This window comes from Pseudomonas sp. B21-054 (assembly GCF_026016345.1).
GTDB lineage: Bacteria > Pseudomonadota > Gammaproteobacteria > Pseudomonadales > Pseudomonadaceae > Aquipseudomonas.
On sequence record NZ_CP087204.1, the window covers coordinates 2,094,042 to 2,111,714 of the forward strand.

Here is a 17,673-nt window from a genome sequence, read left to right on the forward strand (position 1 = left end):
CCTGATGGATGCCGCCCTTTTTTGTGCAAGAGCATTATGCAAAGCAGCAGCAACCTTTTTCCTGTCGCCCTGATCAGCGCCGAGCGGCGCGGCGATCTGAGCGAAGACGTCTATCGCTTGAAACCCGGCAACAGCCCGGACTACAGCGTCGAATTGGCCGTCACCCGGCTGGGCATGGCCGACGCCACCCAAACCCGTGGCGTTCCCGTGATCCTGTTGCATGGCAGCTTTTCCAACCGGCGCTTCTGGTATTCGCCCAAGGGTTTGGGCCTGGGGGCGTACCTGACACGCCTGGGCTTCGATGTCTGGATCCCCGAAATGCGCGGCCATGGGTTGTCCCAGCGCAACCAGGGCTACCGCAACAATCGCGTGGCCGATTACGCCCGTTACGACTTGCCGGCCATCGGTGCCTTCGTGCGCGAGCAGAGCGGGCAAGTGCCGCACTGGATCGGCCATTCCCTGGGCGGCATCACCCTGGCGGCAGCCTTGGGCGGCCACTACCTGGGCGAGCCTGCCGTGGCGTCGGCGGCATTTTTTGGCACCCAGGTCAGCCGCACCTACTGGCCGCTGAAGATCCCTCCGGTGGAATGGAGTGGCCGCTTCATTCTCAAACGCTTTGCCCAATTATCCGGCGCAAGGCTCAAGCGCGGCCCCGAGGACGAGCCCATCGGCCTGGCCTTGGAGAGCATGCGTTGGTACGGCCTGTTCGGGCGTTTCGGCGATGCCGAGAAGAACTGGTGGGCGGGCCTGGCCGATGTGCAAGTGCCGGTGCTGGCGGTGAGTGCAGTGGCTGATCACCAGGACCCGACCTGGGCCTGCCGCAAACTCTTCGAGCAGATCGGTTCCGAGCACAAACAGTTTGTCTGCCTCGGCCGCAAGCACGGTTTCAGTGACGATTTCGGCCATGTCGAAATGCTGGTCAGCAAAGCCGCGCACACGGAGGTCTGGCCTCTGGTGGCGCGTTGGCTGGAGGATCAGCACGCGCCGTTGCTGGAAAATCTGCCGGTCCTGGCCGAGGCGGTTTGAGCGAAAGGCTCTGACAGGGGCATTTCGCTCTGGTCGGCTTGCGGCTAAGATATGACGCGTTGCGCTGTTACGGTCATAAACGGTTGTTCATTCAACCTGACGTTCAAGCCCTACAGGAGTTGTTCGATGAACCATTACCTCACGCCCGACCTGTGCGACGCCTACCCGGAGTTGGTGCAGGTGTTGGAGCCGATGTTCAGCAATTTCGGCGGCCGCGATTCCTTCGGCGGCGAAATCGTGACCATCAAGTGCTTCGAGGACAACTCGCGGGTCAAGGAGCAGGTTGAACTCCAGGGCAACGGCAAGGTGTTGGTGGTCGATGGTGGTGGCTCCCTGCGTCGGGCACTGCTGGGCGACATGTTGGCGGAAAAAGCCGCGAAAAACGGCTGGGAAGGGCTGGTGATCTACGGTTGCATCCGCGACGTCGACGTCATCGCCCAGACGGACCTCGGGGTCCAGGCACTGGCCAGCCATCCGATGAAAACCGACCGGCGTGGCGTCGGCGAGCTCAATGTGCCGGTGACCTTTGCCGGCGTGACGTTTCGTCCGGGCGAGTATGTCTATGCGGACAACAATGGCGTGATCGTCTCGCCAAGCCCGCTGAAAATGCCTGAATGAAGTGCCACAGTCATAAGGGATGAGGATGTTCGAGGAAGAAAACGCGCAATGGGGGCTGGTGCATGCCCTGGTGCTGGACGGTAAAGGCGGCGCGCGTTCCATAGCCCGGACCGAACTCGACGATTTGCAGCTCCAGGCGCACGAAAGCCTGTGGCTGCACTGGGATCGCAGTCATCCGCAAACCCATACCTGGCTGCGCAAATCCAGTGGCCTGAGCGAATTCAACTGCGACCTGCTGCTCGAAGAGAACACCCGGCCGCGGCTGTTGCCATTGCCCAATGCCGAACTGCTGCTGTTCCTGCGGGGGATCAACCTCAACCCGGGCGCCGAGCCGGAAGACATGGTGTCGGTGCGGATCTTTGCGTCCGCCCAGCGCGTGATCTCCCTGCGCCTGCGTCCACTGCGCGCTACCGATGAGCTGCTGGCGCAACTGGCCGAGGGCAAGGGGCCGAAAAGCACGTCGGAACTCATCCTTTATATGGCGCAGTACCTCACCAATAAGGTGCAGGACTTGGTTACCTGCCTCTCTGAAATCGTCGACGGCGAGGAGGAGAAGCTCGATACTGACGAACGGTATACTCCCGAGCACGATGCCATTTTGCATATCCGTCGACGGGCGGCCGGGCTGAAGCGATTCCTGGCACCACAGCGGGATATTTTCGGTCAGATGACACGGCTTAAATTGCCATGGTTCGTCGACGACGACGGCGACTATTGGAATGAATTGAACAACAGCCTGACCCGTTACCTCGAGGAGCTGGAATTGACCCGAGAGCGCGTGGGGCTTGTGCTGGAGGCCGAAGACCGGCGTCTTTCGGTGCGTATGAACCGCACCATGTACCGCTTTGGCATCATCACCGGGATTTTCCTGCCGATGAGTTTTCTCACCGGCCTTTTGGGCATTAACGTCGGCGGTATTCCGTTCTCCGATAGCGCTTACGGCTTCCTGGTCGCCTGCCTGCTGATGGTCTGCGTGGCGCTGGGGCAGTGGTGGTTATTCCGCCGTTTGCGCTGGGTGTGAAGAAGTCTTCATGTGACCCGACGAAATTTGACCGCGTCTCCCACAGACATCACGAGAGGTGCGTATGCACGATCCGTTCGAACAGTCTTTGCGCGACATGCTCAGGGCTTCGCCATCCAGCCGGGACGACGACGCATGTCTGGGGCGTGTACTGAAAACCGCCAACCGCCAGGTCGGCGCCGGCGATCTGTTCAGCCTGCTGGGCCGCTGGCTGCCCGCGCTGATGATCGCCTTGAATAACGGGTCGGCCCACGTCTCGCCGGTGTCCCGTCGTAAACCTGTTACTCGCACCGCTGATAAGGCTGATTGAATATGGAACTGAATCTCTGGACCCAGAGCCTCGTCACGGCAATGACTGCGTTGTGGACCAAAGTGGCTAACTTTATCCCCAACCTTTTTGGCGCGCTGGTCGTGCTGTTGTTGGGTTTCGTCGTCGCCAAGCTGCTGGACACGCTGCTTTCCAAGTTGCTCGCCAAACTGGGGCTCGACCGCTTGATGGGCGGCACCGGCCTGACCAAGCTGCTGTCCCGGGGCGGCATCCAGGTACCGATTTCGACCCTGATCGGCAAGATCGTCTATTGGTTCGTCTTGCTGATTTTTCTGGTTTCCGCGGCTGAGTCCCTTGGACTTGAGCGAGTTTCAGCTACGCTCGATATGCTTGCGCTGTATCTGCCGAAGGTTTTCGGGGCGGCGCTGGTGCTGCTGGTTGGCGTTCTGCTGGCGCAACTGGCCAATGGGCTGGTGCGCGGTGCGGCCGAGGGCGTAGGGCTGGATTACGCCCAGGGTTTGGGCAGGATTGCCCAGGGCCTGGTGATCATCATCAGTATTTCGGTCGCGATCAGCCAGTTGGAGGTCAAGACTGACCTGCTTAACCATGTGATTGTGATCGTATTGATTACCGTTGGTCTGGCGGTTGCGCTGGCAATGGGATTGGGAAGCCGGGAAATCGCCGGTCAGATTCTTGCGGGAATCTATGTGCGTGAGCTGTATGAGGTTGGGCAACAAGTGCGTGTTGGCGAGGTCGAAGGCCAGATCGAAGAGATCGGCACGGTGAAGACCACATTGCTGACCGAGGAGGGCGAACTGGTGTCGCTCTCCAATCGGATCCTGCTGGAGCAGCATGTGAGTAGCCGCTAACCCGGCAAACCCTGCTAATGTATGCCGCCGCAAAATGCCCGTTATCGCAGGCTGCGGCGCACATTGACCTAGACTGTCGGCCCGACTTGTTTTGAACAAACCCCAATCGCTATCTACGCGCTACGACCCCCGTGATCTCTCCGATGAGGAGTTGGTCGCGCGCGCGCATACGGAGCTGTTCCACGTAACACGCGCTTACGAAGAGTTGATGCGGCGTTACCAGAGAACATTATTTAACGTTTGTGCACGGTATCTGGGGAACGATCGCGACGCTGACGATGTCTGTCAGGAGGTGATGTTGAAGGTGCTGTATGGCCTGAAGAACTTCGAGGGGAAATCGAAGTTCAAAACCTGGCTCTACAGCATCACGTACAACGAATGCATCACGCAGTATCGCAAGGAACGGCGAAAGCGTCGCTTGATGGACGCTTTGAGCCTGGACCCTCTCGAGGAAGCGTCTGAAGAAAAGGCGCCCAAACCCGAGGAAAAGGGTGGACTCGATCGCTGGCTGGTCTATGTGAATCCGATCGACCGGGAAATTCTGGTGCTACGATTTGTCGCAGAACTGGAATTCCAAGAGATCGCAGACATAATGCACATGGGTTTGAGCGCGACAAAAATGCGTTACAAGCGCGCTCTTGACAAATTGCGTGAGAAATTTGCAGGCATTGCTGAAACTTAGTTTGGCGCAAATATCTCTTACGTGTAGGCAAGTTCTGATAGACTTGCCGCCGAGTTGTCCCCCGGTTTGCGGGACTGCTTCACAATCACCAGATGGGGATTTAACGGATGAAACTGAAAAACACCTTGGGCTTTGCCATTGGTTCTCTTATTGCTGCCACTTCGTTCGGCGCTCTGGCACAAGGCCAAGGCGCAGTTGAAATCGAAGGCTTCGCTAAGAAAGAGCAATTCGACAGCGCTCGTAACTTCAAGAACAACGGCAACCTGTTCGGCGGTTCGGTTGGTTACTTCCTGACCGACGACGTTGAACTGCGTCTGGCCTACGACGAAGTGCACAACGCACGTACCGACGACGGCACGAACGTCAAGGGCGCCAACACCGCTCTGGACGCTCTGTACCACTTCAACAACCCAGGTGACATGCTGCGTCCTTACGTCTCTGCCGGTTTCTCCGACCAGAGCATCGACCAGAATGGCAGCAACGGTCGTAACCGTTCCACCTTCGCCAACGTTGGTGGCGGCGCCAAGCTGTATTTCACCGAGAACTTCTACGCCCGTGCAGGCGTTGAAGCTCAGTACAACATCGACCAAGGCGACACCGAGTGGGCGCCAAGCGTCGGTATCGGTGTGAACTTCGGTGGCGGCTCCAAGCCTGCTGCTGCTCCAGTTCCAGCTCCGGCTGAAGTCTGCTCCGACAGCGACAACGATGGCGTGTGCGACAACGTCGACAAGTGCCCTGACACCCCAGCCAACGTAACCGTTGACGCTGATGGCTGCCCAGCAGTTGCCGAAGTTGTACGTGTTGAGCTGGACGTCAAGTTCGACTTCGACAAGTCGGTCGTCAAGCCTAACAGCTACGGCGACATCAAGAACCTGGCTGACTTCATGAAGCAGTACCCATCCACCAGCACTACTGTTGAAGGTCACACTGACTCCGTCGGTCCTGACGCTTACAACCAGAAACTGTCTGAGCGTCGTGCAAACGCCGTTAAGCAAGTTCTGACCAACCAGTACGGTGTTGAATCGTCCCGCGTTCAGTCTGTTGGCTACGGCGAATCCCGCCCAGTTGCCGACAACGCCACTGAAGCTGGTCGTGCAGTTAACCGTCGCGTAGAAGCGACAGTTGAAGCTCAAGGCAAGTAATTAGCCCGAAGCTGTAGAAAAGCCCGGCTTAGGCCGGGCTTTTCTTTGCCTGCGATTTATGGGAGATGGAGGATGTGTCAGGCAAAGCAAAACCTGTGGGAGCGAGCTTGCTCGCGATAGCGGTGGGTCTACATCCTTGATGTTGACTGATACGCCGCCATCGCGAGCAAGCTCGCTCCCACAGGTTCGATGTTGTTTGTTACAGCGCTGAAGCCTGGACCCACGCAGGCTGCGATCCTGCAAGTTCAGCGGCCGCTGCCACCGCCCCAATCACCAGGATGGCCGGGCTCTTGAGGTGGAACGCACTGGCATCGGCTTCCATCGAGGCCAGGTCGCTGCGGCAGTCACGCTGGTGGGGCAGGGAAGCGTTTTCAATCATCGCCACCGGGGTGTCCGCCGCCAGGCCACCGGCCAGGAGTTGCTCGCGGATTTCACTCAGTTTCGCCACGCCCATGTACACCACCAGCGTCGTACCGCTTTGGGCCAGGGCTTGCCAGTTCAGGCTGCTGCCGTCCTGGGTGTGGGCGGTCACCAGTGTCACGCCACGGGCAATCCCGCGCAGGGTCAGCGGAATATCGCACTGGGTGGCGCCTGCAAGCCCCGCGGTGATGCCATTGACCAGCTCCACTTCGACGCCATGCTCACGCAACCACTGCGCCTCTTCACCTCCCCGGCCGAAGATGCACGGGTCGCCGCCTTTGAGACGCACCACGCATTTACCCTGGTGGGCATAACGCAGCATCAGGCGATGGATAAAAGCTTGCGGCGTGGACCGGCATCCGCCGCGTTTACCCACGGCAATGATGCGTGCGGCGGGGCAATGCTCAAGCACGGCGCCATTGACCAGATCGTCGATCAGCACCACGTCGGCCTCGCCCAAGGCGCGCACGGCTTTGAGGGTCAATAATTCAGGGTCACCGGGACCCGCACCCACCAGCCAGACTTTTGCGTTCATAGTGTTTTTCCTCACGAGATAACGGCCACCGGTTGCGCAGTGGCAACCAGCAGGCGCTTGATTTCCGGTACACAGGAGCCGCATTGCGTGCCGCAACCCAGTTCCTTTTTCAACCCCTGCAGATCCAGGCCACGTTCAATGCCCGCGCAGACCGCACGCTGGCTGACGTTCATGCAGTTGCACAGTGTTTTGCTGCCTTTGAGCGAGGAGCTGGCGTTGCCCGGCGGCGCGCTCAAAGGCGCCAGCAGCCAACGGCGCAATTGCTCATCGGCACGACCTTCCTGCCACAGGTTCTGCAACCAGTGCCGGGCCAGGGTTTCGCCGGCCAGGCGGATGGCGGTGATGCGACCGTTTTCGATGCGCACCCGTTTACCGATGGAGCGCCGTGGATCGTCATAGGCCAGAACCGGGCCATCGATCAGCCCCAATTGCTCGTCAATCGCCTGGAGCAGTTGCGGTTCGGGTGCAACGGCGCTGGCAGCGCGAATCAGCAATGCAGGACGTTCACGACCGGTCAGACTCAGGCTGGCGTAGGCAAACGCCTCACACAGCGGTCGTAGCGTCTCCAAATGCTGTTGAACATCGCCTTCGATCAAGGCGAAAAGCTGCCAGGGCAGGCTCACCGGATCCAGGCGTACGCCGCTGTGTTTGAGTTCCGGTTGTTTCGACAGAGGGTCGAAGGCCGGTTGGGTCAGGGTGTTGACCCCGCCCTTGAGAAACCGGTCGCCCCAGTGCATGGGCAGGAACGCTTGGCCGGGGCGCACGCTTTCGTCACTTTCCACCGCCACGATCACGGCGCCGCGGCGGCTTTTGAGGCTCACCAGGTCGCCGGCTTGCAGGCGATGGCGCTGCAGTTCGTCGGGATGCAGGCTGAGTACGGCTTCGTTCACATGGCCGAACAATTGCGCGGCGGTGCCGGTACGGCTCATGCCGTGCCACTGATCACGCAGTCGACCGGTGTTGAGGGTCAGCGGGTAGCGGGCGTCGCGTAGCTCCTTGGCGGCGCGATACGGGTCGGCCACGAACCGGGCGCGGCCGCTGTCGGTGGGAAAAATCCCGTCCATGTACAGACGCGCCGTTCCGACTGTCGCGCCGTCCGGGAAAGGCCATTGCTGCGGGCCGAGGTGATCGATCAGTTCATGGCTGATGCCGGACAAGTCCAGGTCGCGACCCCGGGTCAACTGCTTGTACTCATCGAACAGTTGGGCCGGGTTTTCAAAGGCGAACAGGCTGGGCTGGCCCGGCCGCAGGCGCTTCTCCAGGCGTTGTGCGAAATCCACGGTGATTGCCCAGTCCGCCCGCGCTTCGCCCGGTGCGCCGATCGCCCGGCGGACGTGGGAAATGCGCCGTTCGGAGTTGGTCACCGAGCCTTCTTTCTCGCCCCAACTGGCCGCCGGCAACAGCAGGTCGGCAAACGTGGCGGTTTCGGTGGTCCGGAAAGCCTCCTGCAGCACCACGAATGGGCAGGCTTGCAGCGCTTCACGCACCGCCGTCTGGTCTGGCATCGATTGGGCCGGGTTGGTGCAGGCGATCCACAAAGCCTTGATTTTGCCGCTGCGAACCTGCTCGAACAACTCGATGGCGCTCAGGCCCGTGGTGGCGGGCAATTGCTCGACGCCCCAGTAACGGGCGACTTCGGCGCGATGCTCCGGGTTGGCTGCTTCGCGATGGCCTGGCAGCAGGTTCGACAGGCTGCCGGTTTCCCGTCCGCCCATGGCATTGGGCTGGCCGGTCAGTGAGAAAGGTCCCGCACCCGGCCGGCCGATTTGCCCGGTGGCCAGATGCAAATTGATCAATGCGCTGTTCTTGGCGCTGCCAGCGGTGGACTGGTTCAAGCCCATGCACCACAGCGACAGGAAACTCGGCGACGTGCCGACCCATTCGGCGCACTGATGCAGTTGCTCGACGCTGATACCGCACAACTGGGCGACCATGGCCGGCGTGTAGTCGCGCACCAGGTTTTTCAGGTCCGCCAAACCTTCGGTGTGGGCCTTGATGAAGTCGCGGTCGACCCAGTCTTCCCACAGCAGCAGGTGCAAAATCCCATGGAACAAGGCGACATCGGTACCCGGCAGGATCGCCAGGTGCAGGTCCGCCAGATCGCAAGTGTCGGTGCGCCGGGGGTCGATGACGATGATCTTCATCTGCGGCCGGCGGGATTTGGCTTCTTCGAGGCGGCGAAACAGGATGGGGTGCGCGTAGGCCATGTTACTGCCGACGATCATCACGCAGTCGCTCAGCTCCAGGTCTTCATAGCTGCAGGGCGGGGCGTCGGCGCCGAGGCTGCGCTTGTAGCCCACCACGGCGGAGGACATGCACAGCCGGGAATTGCTGTCGATGTTGTTGGTGCCCACCAACGCCCGGGCGAGTTTGTTGAAGGCGTAGTAATCCTCGGTCAGCAGTTGCCCGGAGATGTAGAACGCCACGCTGTCGGGGCCGTGCTCGGCGAGGGTCTCGGCGAAGACACTGGCGGCGTGATCGAGGGCGCTGTCCCAGTCGGTGCGGGCCCGGGCCAGGCCTTTGCCCAGGCGCAGTTCGGGGTACAGGGCGCGGGCGGCGAGGTCACCGGTCAGGTGCAGGGTGGAACCCTTGCTGCACAGTTTGCCAAAGTTGGCCGGATGGGCGGGATCGCCACTGACGCCGAGGATGCGCTCGTCGTCATGCTCGATCAGCACGCCGCAACCGACCCCGCAGTAACAGCAGGTCGAGGCAGTGGTCTGGCGCTTCATCAGCTTGCGTCCCGCAGGGCCAGCATCACCCGGCCGTTCTCGACTCGCGCCGAATGATGATGGGCGCAGCCCACGTCCGGGGCCTGGGCCTGGCCGCTTTCCAGGTCGATCTGCCAGTTGTGCAGTGGGCAGGCCACGCGCTTGCCGTAGACCAAGCCTTGTGACAACGGCCCGCCCTTGTGGGGGCAACGGTCATCGAGGGCGAACACTTCATCGTCGCTGGTGCGGAAAAATCGCGATATCGCCTTTGGGGCCATTGATGATGCGCGAACCGAGGATATTGATCTCTTCCAGTGCGCAGATATCCAACCAGTTCATGCCAGCACCTCCAGAGTCTTCACGGGAATGACCTCGAACTCTTTTTTCAGCTGGGGTTGTTCCAGGCGTTGCTTCCACGGGTCCTGTTCCAGCGACAGGGAAAACTTCAGGCGTTCGTGAAGGGCCTTGCGCCGGTCCGGGTCTTCGAGCACGGCTTTCTTGATGTGCTCCATGCCCACCCGCTGCATGTAATGCACGGTGCGTTCGAGGTAGAAGGCTTCCTCGCGGTACAACTGCAGGAAGGCGCCGTTGTATTCGCGCACTTCTTCGGCGGTCTTGAGCTTGACGAAAAACTCGGCGACCTCGGTCTTGATCCCGCCGTTGCCACCGATGTACATCTCCCAGCCGGAATCGACGCCGATGATGCCGACGTCCTTGATGCCGGCCTCCGAGCAGTTGCGCGGGCAACCGGAGACGGCCAGCTTGACCTTGTGGGGCGACCACATGTTGAACAGGTCGTGCTCCAGCTCAATGCCCAGTTGGGTCGAGTTTTGCGTGCCGAAGCGGCAGAACTCACTGCCCACGCAGGTCTTCACGGTGCGGATGGACTTGCCGTAGGCGTGGCCGGACGGCATGTCGAGGTCTTTCCACACGCCGGGCAGGTCTTGCTTCTTGATGCCCAGCAGGTCGATACGCTGGCCGCCGGTGACCTTGACCATGGGCACGTTGTATTTGTCGGCTACGTCGGCAATGCGCCGCAGTTCCGAAGGATTGGTCACGCCACCCCACATCCGCGGGACGACCGAGTAGGTGCCGTCTTTCTGGATGTTGGCGTGGGCACGTTCGTTGATCAGGCGCGACTGCGGGTCGTCCTGGGCTTCGCCGGGCCAGGTGGAGATCAGGTAGTAGTTCAGCGCCGGACGGCAGGTGGCGCAGCCGTTCGGGGTGCGCCAGTTCAGGTAACTCATGGTCCCCGCGATGGTCAGCAGGTGCTGGTCGCGGATCGCCTGGCGGATCTGGCCGTGGTTGAGGTCGCTGCAACCGCAGATGGCTTTTTCGCTTTTCGGCTTGACGTCCGCCGCGCCGCCGACGGTGTTGATCAGGATCTGTTCCACCAGGCCGGCGCAGGAGCCGCAGGAGCTGGCGGCCTTGGTGTGTTTTTTCACGTCATCGACGCTGAACAGCCCGTGTTCCTGGATCGCCTTGACGATGGTGCCCTTGCACACGCCGTTGCAGCCGCAGACTTCGGCACTGTCGGCCATGCTCATGGCCTTGTCCTGGCCTTGGTGGCCGACGTCGCCCAGGGCGTTTTCGCCAAACATCAGGTGATCGCGGATCTCGCTGATGGCGTGGTTTTCACGGATCTGGCGGAAGTACCAGCCGCCATCCGCCGTATCGCCGTAGAGGCAGGCACCGACCAGCACGTCGTCCTTGATCACCAGCTTTTTGTAGACGCCGCCGATCGGGTCGGAAAGGGTGATGGTCTCGGTGCCTTCGCCGCCCATGAAGTCCCCGGCGGAGAACAGGTCGATGCCGGTGACTTTCAACTTGGTCGACGTGACCGAGCCCTTGTAAGTGGCGAAACCCAGTTGCGCTAGGTGGTTGGCGCAGACCTTGGCCTGTTCGAACAACGGTGCGACCAAACCGTAGGCGGTGCCGCGATGGCTGGCGCATTCACCGATGGCATAGATGCGCGGGTCGTAGGTTTGCATCGTGTCGTTGACCAGGATCCCACGGTTGCACGGGATGCCGGATTTTTCCGCCAGTTCGGTGTTGGGGCGGATGCCGGCGGCCATCACCACCAGGTCGGCGGGGATGATGTCGCCATTCTTGAACTGGACCGAGCCGACCCGGCCGTTGCCGGCGTCGTGCAAGGCCTGGGTCTGCTCGCTGAGGCGGAATTTCAGGCCACGGTTTTCCAGGGCGGTTTGCAGCAGCTGGCCGCTGGTCTTGTCCAGTTGCCGCTCCAGCAGCCACTCGCCCAAGTGCACCACGGTCACGTCCATGCCCCGCAGCTTCAAGCCATTGGCGGCTTCCAGGCCCAGCAGGCCGCCGCCAATCACCACGGCGTGCTTGTGGGTCTTGGCGGTGTCGATCATCGCCTGGGTGTCGGCGATGTCGCGGTAGCCGATCACGCCGTCCAGGGTGTTGCCGGGAATCGGCAGGATGAACGGGGTGGAGCCGGTGGCGATCAGCAGGCGGTCGTATTCGGCTTCGCTGCCGTCTTCGGCGATGACCCGGCGCTTGACCCGGTCGATCTCCACCACTTTGCGGTTGAGCAGCAGCTTGATGTCGTTGTCCAGGTACCAGCTCAGGTCGTTGAGCACGATCTCTTCGAAGGTCTGCTCACCGGCCAGCACCGGCGAAAGCAGGATGCGGTTGTAGTTGGTGTGGGGCTCGGCACCGAACACCGTGATGTCGTACAGCTCGTTGCTCAGCTTGAGCAGTTCCTCGAGGGTTCGAACCCCGGCCATGCCGTTGCCGATCATTACCAGTTTGAGTTTTTTCATCAGGGTTCTCCGCAAGCCAGGTCCGTTTCGTCACGGCGATCGGACTGGCTCGGCAATTTTTACGAAAACAAAAAAAGGCGTCCCGCTAGCAAGCTAGCGAGGACGCCTTTGTCCTGGTCCCGTTCTCTCGGGAAGCACCGCCTTCATCGTTGGAGGCGTTGCTTTATGTATGGTGAGGGAGGTTATGCAGTGGTTGTGCCAAGTGCCGCGAGGGTGCGGATTTATTGGGGGAAGCGTGGGGCGGGGAGGGTGAAGGCGGATTTATTGCACCGAATCAAAGCGTGTTGCCCGGTAATGGAGCGTAGTGAACTAGGCCCTGTGGCGAGGGGATTTATCCCCGTTGGGCTGCGCAAGTGGCCCCAAGCCAGGCAACGCGGTGTGCCAGGAAGATTGAGATCATTGCTTTAGGGCTGCTTGCGCAGCCCAGCGGGGATAAATCCCCTCGCCACAATAATCATGAGCCGTGAAACACCAAAAACAGCAGCACAACATTCGCCACCAGCGACACCAGCGCCAAGGTCCGCCAGACCTTCAGCGGTTCGCGCTCCAGCAACGGCCGGGGCCTTACGCTCAAGCTGCGGCGCTCGCCCTGTTCCAGCAGCAACAACCACTCCTCAGCCGTTTCAAAGCGGTGCTCCGGATCCGCGGCGACGGCACGCTCCAGGCTTTGCCCGAGCCATTCAGGCAGGTCCGGTCGATAGCGACTGGCACTGACCGGTACGCCAAAGCGTGGGCGCTGGAATGCTTCGATTTCGCCGTAGGGATAGTGCCCGGTCAGCAGGAAGTACAAAGTCACGCCGACCGAGTACAGGTCCTGCTGCGCGGTCGGCGCGGTGCCGGCGAAGGCTTCCGGGGCAATGTAGCTGGGCGTGCCGGGCAATACGTTGGCCTGGTCCTCGGACAGGCCCGGGCAGTAGGCCAGGCCGAAGTCGAGCAAGCGCAGTTCCCCATCGTCCCCCAGGTGGAGGTTTTCCGGCTTGATGTCGCGGTGGTAGATCTGCCTTCGATGCAGCAGGCCCACCGCCCGCACCAGCCGTTGCGCCAGGTCCAGCCATTGCGCCAGGGACAGCGGCCCGCCCTGGTTGAACAGCTCGGCCAGGGTCGCCCCGGGATATTCGCGCATCACGTAGTACAAATGCTGCCGCTGGGGAACGCCATGGACCTCGGGAAACTGCCGCCCGGCGACCCGCTTGAGAAACCACTCTTCCGAGAGCAAGGCCTGTCCGGCCCGGGTATCGTCCCGTAGCTGCACGGGCAGGGTTTTCAGCAGCCAGGGTTGGCCTTGGCCGTCATGTACCCGGTAGAGCAACGATTGCTGACTCTGGCCGAGGAGGCTTTCGATCTGCCAGCCCTCGAAGACCTGGCCCGGTTTCAGCGCAGGCGGTAGGGGCCATTGCTGCAATTGGATCAGCGCATCGCCGATGCTCGCTTCGCCCAGCGCATCGACCCGCACCAACAGGGCGCTGGCGTTGTCCTGGCTGCCGGCCAAGTGCGCGGCATTGACCAGGGTCTGGGCGGCGAGGTCCAGGTCCGGTTGGTCCCGAAGAATGCCGGCGATGGCCGTGTCCCCCAGGACCGCCCAGACGCCGTCGCTGAGCAGCACGAAGGTTTCGTCGGTGCGCAGTTCGCCGTCAAGAAAGTCCAGGATCAAGTGTTGATCCAGCCCCAGGGCACGCTTGAGCACATGTTGCATGCCCTGTTGTTCCCAGACGTGGTCTTCACTGACTCGTTGCAGGTGCTCGGCATGCCAGCGATAGACCCGGCAATCGCCGACATGGGCGAGGGTAAAGCGCCGGCCCCGCAGGACCAGGGCGCTGACGGTGGTGAGCAGCGGTTGCCCGCCACCGTTGGCCTGCAGCCAGCGATTCTGCGCCAGCAATAGCCGATCCAGTGCCTGGGCCACGCCCCAGGTTTGCGGCGTGGAGTAGTAGTCCAGGGCCAGGGCCTGCAAGGTCGAACGGGCGGCCAGTCCGCCATCGGCGCATTGGCTCACGCCGTCGGCGATGGCGAACAGGTATCCCTTGCTGGCAGCCAGGGCCGGCGCCGGGGTGACCAGGCGCAGGGCGTCCTGGTTTTCTTCCCGCGGGCCGATGGCACTGGCTTCGGCGAAACTCAGTTGCAGACTCATGGAGGCTATTTATACCCGAGCCGCGGTGACAGCGGCCGAACCCCACGTGGTCCTCCAACGACGCTTGACGCCGTGCAGACCGAACCAGGCCAGGACACCCAGACTGGCGAACAACCACAGCGCCAGTTGATAGCTGCCGGTGCTCTGCTTGATCGCACCCATGCCTGCCGCGAGGGCAAAGCCACCGATACCGCCGGCCATGCCGATCAGCCCGGTCATCACGCCGATTTCGCGACGGAAGCGTTGTGGCACCAGCTGGAACACCGCACCGTTGCCCGCACCCAAACCGAGCATGGTGCAGACGAACAGGGCCAGGGCCGCATAGGAACTCGGCAGGTTGAAGCCCACCGCCGCGATGCAGACCGCCGCCACGGTGTACATGCCCAGCAAGGTGCGAATGCCGCCGAAACGATCCGCCAGGGCACCGCCCAAGGGCCGCATCAGGCTGCCACCAAAGACGCAGGCGGCGGTGTAGTAGCCGGCGGTGACCGGGCTCAGGCCATATTGGTCGTTGAAGTAGCCGGGCAGGGCGCTGGCCAAGCCGATGAAGCCGCCGAAGGTCACGCTGTAGAAGAACATGAACCACCAGCTGTCACGATCGCCCAGGGCCTTGAGGTAGTCGGCCATGGACTTGGCTTTCGGCCGCTCGGGAGCGTTCTTGGCCAGCCAGGCGAAGAGCACCAGGGTCAGCACCAGCGGGATCAGGGCGAAGCCGAAGACGTTGGTCCAACCGAAGGCCACCGCCATGACTGGGGCGATCAACGCCGCGAGCACGGTGCCCGAGTTACCGGCGCCAGCGATGCCCATGGCCTTGCCCTGGTGTTGTGGCGGATACCATTGGGAGGCCAGCGGCAACGCCACGGCGAACGACGCGCCGGCCACGCCTAGGAACAGGCCCAGCAACAGGGCTTGCTCGTAGCTGTGGATGCCGAGTTTCCAGGCGCAGAACAGCGCACCGATCACAATCACCTGGCCGACCATGCCGGCGGTCTTTGGCGAAATCCGATCGGCCAGCAGGCCCATGAACAAACGCAGTACGGCACCGGCCAGGATCGGCGTCGCCACCATCAGGCCGCGTTGCTGGGTGGTCAGGTGCAGGTCGGCGGAGATCTGTACCGCCAGGGGACCGAGCAGGTACCAGACCATGAAACTCAGGTCGAAGTAGAGGAAGGCCGCGAACAATGTCGGGGTGTGGCCGGATTTCCAGAAGCTTGAATTCATCGCGCACCTCAGCTGTAAAAGTCTCGAGAAATGAGTCAGTGCTTTGAGCAGTGCGCCGCCTGTGGTCGCACCACCGGCCCCGAAGGGCCAAAACAAAAAAACGCCGCAACCCGGATCGCCAGAGAGGCAAGGAGGGTGTGCGACGTCTTTGTCGTAGGTGGGGCAACCGCCGTTGGTTACCTGTGCAGTTGCTTAAGCGAGATCTGTGCCAACAGCAGGAATCGGCGGTGTCCTCTGAACCTGTGGGAGCGAGCTTGCTCGCGATGACGGTGGGTCAGTCGATATTGATGTAGGAAGTTAGATTGCTATCGCGAGCAAGCTCGCTCCCACAAAGGATCCGCAGTGGCCGCAGAGCCTGTAGGAGCTTGCTCGCGATGGCGCCAGGCCAGGCGCTACAAGGCCTTCAGCCCAGCAACTCGTTCATGGCAATGATCTGTTCCGCCACCTGGATCAGCTTCTGCTGGCGGCTCATGGCTTGGCGGCGCATTAGGGTGTAGGCCTGTTCTTCATTGCACTCCTTCATCTTCATCAGCATGCCCTTGGCCAGTTCGATGCGCTTGCGCTCGGCCAGTTGCTGGTCGCGGGCCAGGAGCTGGGCGCGCAGGGCCTGGTCGCTTTCGAAGCGGGCCATGGCTACGTCGAGGATCGGTTGCAGGCGTGCGGCGTGGATGCCTTCGACGATGTAGGCGCTGACGCCTGACTTGATCGCCTGGCGCATGACATCCGGGTCGTGCTCGTCGGTAAACATGACGATCGGTCGTGGCTGGTCGCGACTGACCAGCACCACTTGCTCCATGACATCACGTCCGGGTGACTCGGTATCGATCAGGATCACGTCCGGACGCACCGTTTCGACGCGTGCCGGCAGGTCGATGGTCAATCCGGATTCGTCGATGACTTCGAATCCGGCTTCAATCAGGGCGGCTTTGAGGCGGCCGACTTTTTTCGCGGTGTCGTTGATCAGCAGGATACGCAGCATGGTCGAGGCTCCTGTCAGCGGCTGGCGAAAAGGGGAGCCGCATCGCTCAAGGCGTGCAGTTTGAAGCTGCGGGCATATTTGGCCGGGTCCGAACCGTCCCAGATAGTGCCGTCGATCAACTGGCTGCTGCGCATGTCCTGGCGCGGGGACACGATGCCCAGTGCGCCAGCGGCTTCGCGGTACAGCTTGAGCTGCTGGACGTCCCGGGCCACGGCCAGGTAATCCGGGTCTTCGCGCAACAGCCCCCAGCGGCGGAACTGGGTCATGAACCACATGCCGTCGGACAGGTACGGCAAGTTCACCTCGCCATTGCCGTGGAAGCGCATGGCGTGGGGATCCTGCCAACTGTTGCCCAAGCCATCGGCGTAGATCCCCAGCAACCGGGGCTCGATGCAGTCCAGTGGGGCGTCGAGGTATTCAGGCGCACTCAACAGTTGTGCGGTGCTGCGACGGTTTTCGCTGCTTTGTTCAATGAAGCGGCTGGCTTCGAGGATCGCCATCACCAGGGCCTGGGCGGTATTGGGGTACTGCTCGACGAATGCGCGGGTGCAACCCAGGACTTTTTCCGGGTGATCGGGCCAGATGGTCTGGGTGGTCGCCAGGGTGAAGCCCAGGTTCTGCTTCACCGCGCTGGCGCACCAGGGCTCGCCGACGCAAAACCCGTCAATACGCCCGGCTTGCAGGTGCGCGATCATTTGTGGCGGTGGCACCACCACGCTGTCGACATCCGACAACGGATGGATGCCCTGGGCGGCGAGCCAGTAATAGAGCCACATGGCATGGGTGCCGGTGGGGAAGGTCTGGGCGAAGGTCAGTTTCGGGCGAGTTTGGTGCACGTGCTGTTCCAGTGCCTCAGGACTGGTCACGCCTTGGGCCTGCAGGCCATGGGACAGGTTGATGCTCTGGCCGTTCTGGTTCAGGCCCATCAGCACGGCCATGTCGGTCGGCGCGACACCGCCGATGCCCAGGTGCACGGCGTAGATCAGGCCGTAAAGGCTGTGGGCGGCATCGATTTCACCGCTGACCAGCTTGTCCCGCAGGTTGGCCCAGGACGTCTGGCGCTTGAGGTTCAGGGTCAGGCCGTAGGGTTGGGCGAAGCCCTGGGTGGCGGCTACCACCAGTGGGGCGCAGTCACTCAAGGCCATGAAACCGAGGTTGACCGCGCTCTTTTCCGGGGCATCGCTGCCATTGACCCAGGCCAGGGGGTTGGCTGGAACTTCATTCATCGCGCTTCACCTTCCACATAAAAAAGCGCCGTATCCGGACG

At 61.8% G+C, this 17,673-nt stretch carries 14 protein-coding genes and 1 pseudogene; 7 read left to right on the forward strand and 8 right to left on the reverse strand.

The genetic code is table 11. From position 1 onward, the window contains the following. The first annotated feature begins 36 nt into the window (after positions 1 to 36). The 7 genes from LOY70_RS09320 to LOY70_RS09350 all read left to right on the forward strand — a co-directional run bounded on the left by LOY70_RS09320 (position 37) and on the right by LOY70_RS09350 (position 5,626). On the forward strand, positions 37 to 1,026 hold the full coding sequence (locus LOY70_RS09320; RefSeq protein ID WP_265035724.1) for a lysophospholipase: 990 nt from the start codon (positions 37 to 39) through the stop codon (positions 1,024 to 1,026). 126 nt (positions 1,027 to 1,152) lie between these two features. Further along, on the forward strand, positions 1,153 to 1,644 hold the full coding sequence (gene rraA / locus LOY70_RS09325; protein ID WP_123342012.1) for a ribonuclease E activity regulator RraA: 492 nt from the start codon (positions 1,153 to 1,155) through the stop codon (positions 1,642 to 1,644). Between the two features lie 25 nt (positions 1,645 to 1,669). Continuing rightward, the gene (locus tag LOY70_RS09330; protein WP_123342011.1) at positions 1,670 to 2,665 is read left to right on the forward strand and encodes a zinc transporter ZntB; all 996 of its coding nucleotides are present in this window, start codon (positions 1,670 to 1,672) and stop codon (positions 2,663 to 2,665) included. Between the two features lie 64 nt (positions 2,666 to 2,729). After that, positions 2,730 to 2,975: a hypothetical protein gene (locus LOY70_RS09335; protein ID WP_025212679.1), complete on the forward strand. Its 246-nt coding sequence runs from the start codon at positions 2,730 to 2,732 to the stop codon at positions 2,973 to 2,975. Positions 2,976 to 2,977: 2 nt separating this feature from the next. Continuing rightward, entirely contained in the window at positions 2,978 to 3,802 is an 825-nt protein-coding gene (locus tag LOY70_RS09340; RefSeq protein WP_025212680.1) for a mechanosensitive ion channel family protein, read from the forward strand. A gap of 91 nt (positions 3,803 to 3,893) precedes the next feature. Next, positions 3,894 to 4,484 carry an RNA polymerase sigma factor SigX gene (sigX, locus tag LOY70_RS09345; protein ID WP_025212681.1) on the forward strand — a complete coding sequence of 197 codons (591 nt, stop codon included), beginning with the start codon at positions 3,894 to 3,896 and terminating at the stop codon, positions 4,482 to 4,484. 107 nt (positions 4,485 to 4,591) lie between these two features. After that, a complete protein-coding gene (locus tag LOY70_RS09350; RefSeq protein WP_265035729.1) occupies positions 4,592 to 5,626 on the forward strand; it encodes an OmpA family protein in 1,035 nt (344 codons plus the stop codon). Positions 5,627 to 5,825: 199 nt separating this feature from the next. Here LOY70_RS09350 and cobA read toward each other — a convergent pair whose 3' ends face one another. The 8 genes and pseudogenes from cobA to LOY70_RS09390 all read right to left on the reverse strand — a co-directional run bounded on the left by cobA (position 5,826) and on the right by LOY70_RS09390 (position 17,632). Next, positions 5,826 to 6,581, reverse strand: a complete 756-nt coding sequence (cobA, locus tag LOY70_RS09355; RefSeq protein WP_265035730.1) for a uroporphyrinogen-III C-methyltransferase — start codon at positions 6,579 to 6,581, stop codon at positions 5,826 to 5,828. 11 nt (positions 6,582 to 6,592) lie between these two features. After that, complete coding sequence (locus LOY70_RS09360; protein ID WP_265035732.1) at positions 6,593 to 9,310, reverse strand: nitrate reductase; 2,718 nt, start codon at positions 9,308 to 9,310, stop codon at positions 6,593 to 6,595. Continuing rightward, a pseudogene (gene nirD, locus LOY70_RS09365) lies at positions 9,310 to 9,628 on the reverse strand (nitrite reductase small subunit NirD). The gene LOY70_RS09360 and the pseudogene nirD overlap by 1 nt, the downstream one beginning before the upstream one ends. Continuing rightward, complete coding sequence (gene nirB, locus LOY70_RS09370; RefSeq protein ID WP_265035734.1) at positions 9,625 to 12,078, reverse strand: nitrite reductase large subunit NirB; 2,454 nt, start codon at positions 12,076 to 12,078, stop codon at positions 9,625 to 9,627. The pseudogene nirD and the gene nirB overlap by 4 nt, the downstream one beginning before the upstream one ends. 454 nt (positions 12,079 to 12,532) lie before the next feature. Further along, complete coding sequence (locus LOY70_RS09375) at positions 12,533 to 14,206, reverse strand: bifunctional protein-serine/threonine kinase/phosphatase (RefSeq protein WP_265035736.1); 1,674 nt, start codon at positions 14,204 to 14,206, stop codon at positions 12,533 to 12,535. 9 nt (positions 14,207 to 14,215) lie between these two features. Next, the gene (locus LOY70_RS09380) at positions 14,216 to 15,427 is read right to left on the reverse strand and encodes a nitrate/nitrite transporter (protein ID WP_025212688.1); all 1,212 of its coding nucleotides are present in this window, start codon (positions 15,425 to 15,427) and stop codon (positions 14,216 to 14,218) included. Positions 15,428 to 15,830: 403 nt separating this feature from the next. Next, positions 15,831 to 16,406 (reverse strand): ANTAR domain-containing response regulator, encoded by a 576-nt coding sequence (locus LOY70_RS09385; RefSeq protein WP_025212689.1) that lies wholly within the window; start codon positions 16,404 to 16,406, stop codon positions 15,831 to 15,833. 14 nt (positions 16,407 to 16,420) lie between these two features. After that, complete coding sequence (locus LOY70_RS09390) at positions 16,421 to 17,632, reverse strand: CmpA/NrtA family ABC transporter substrate-binding protein (protein ID WP_265035740.1); 1,212 nt, start codon at positions 17,630 to 17,632, stop codon at positions 16,421 to 16,423. Positions 17,633 to 17,673: the final 41 nt, after the last annotated feature.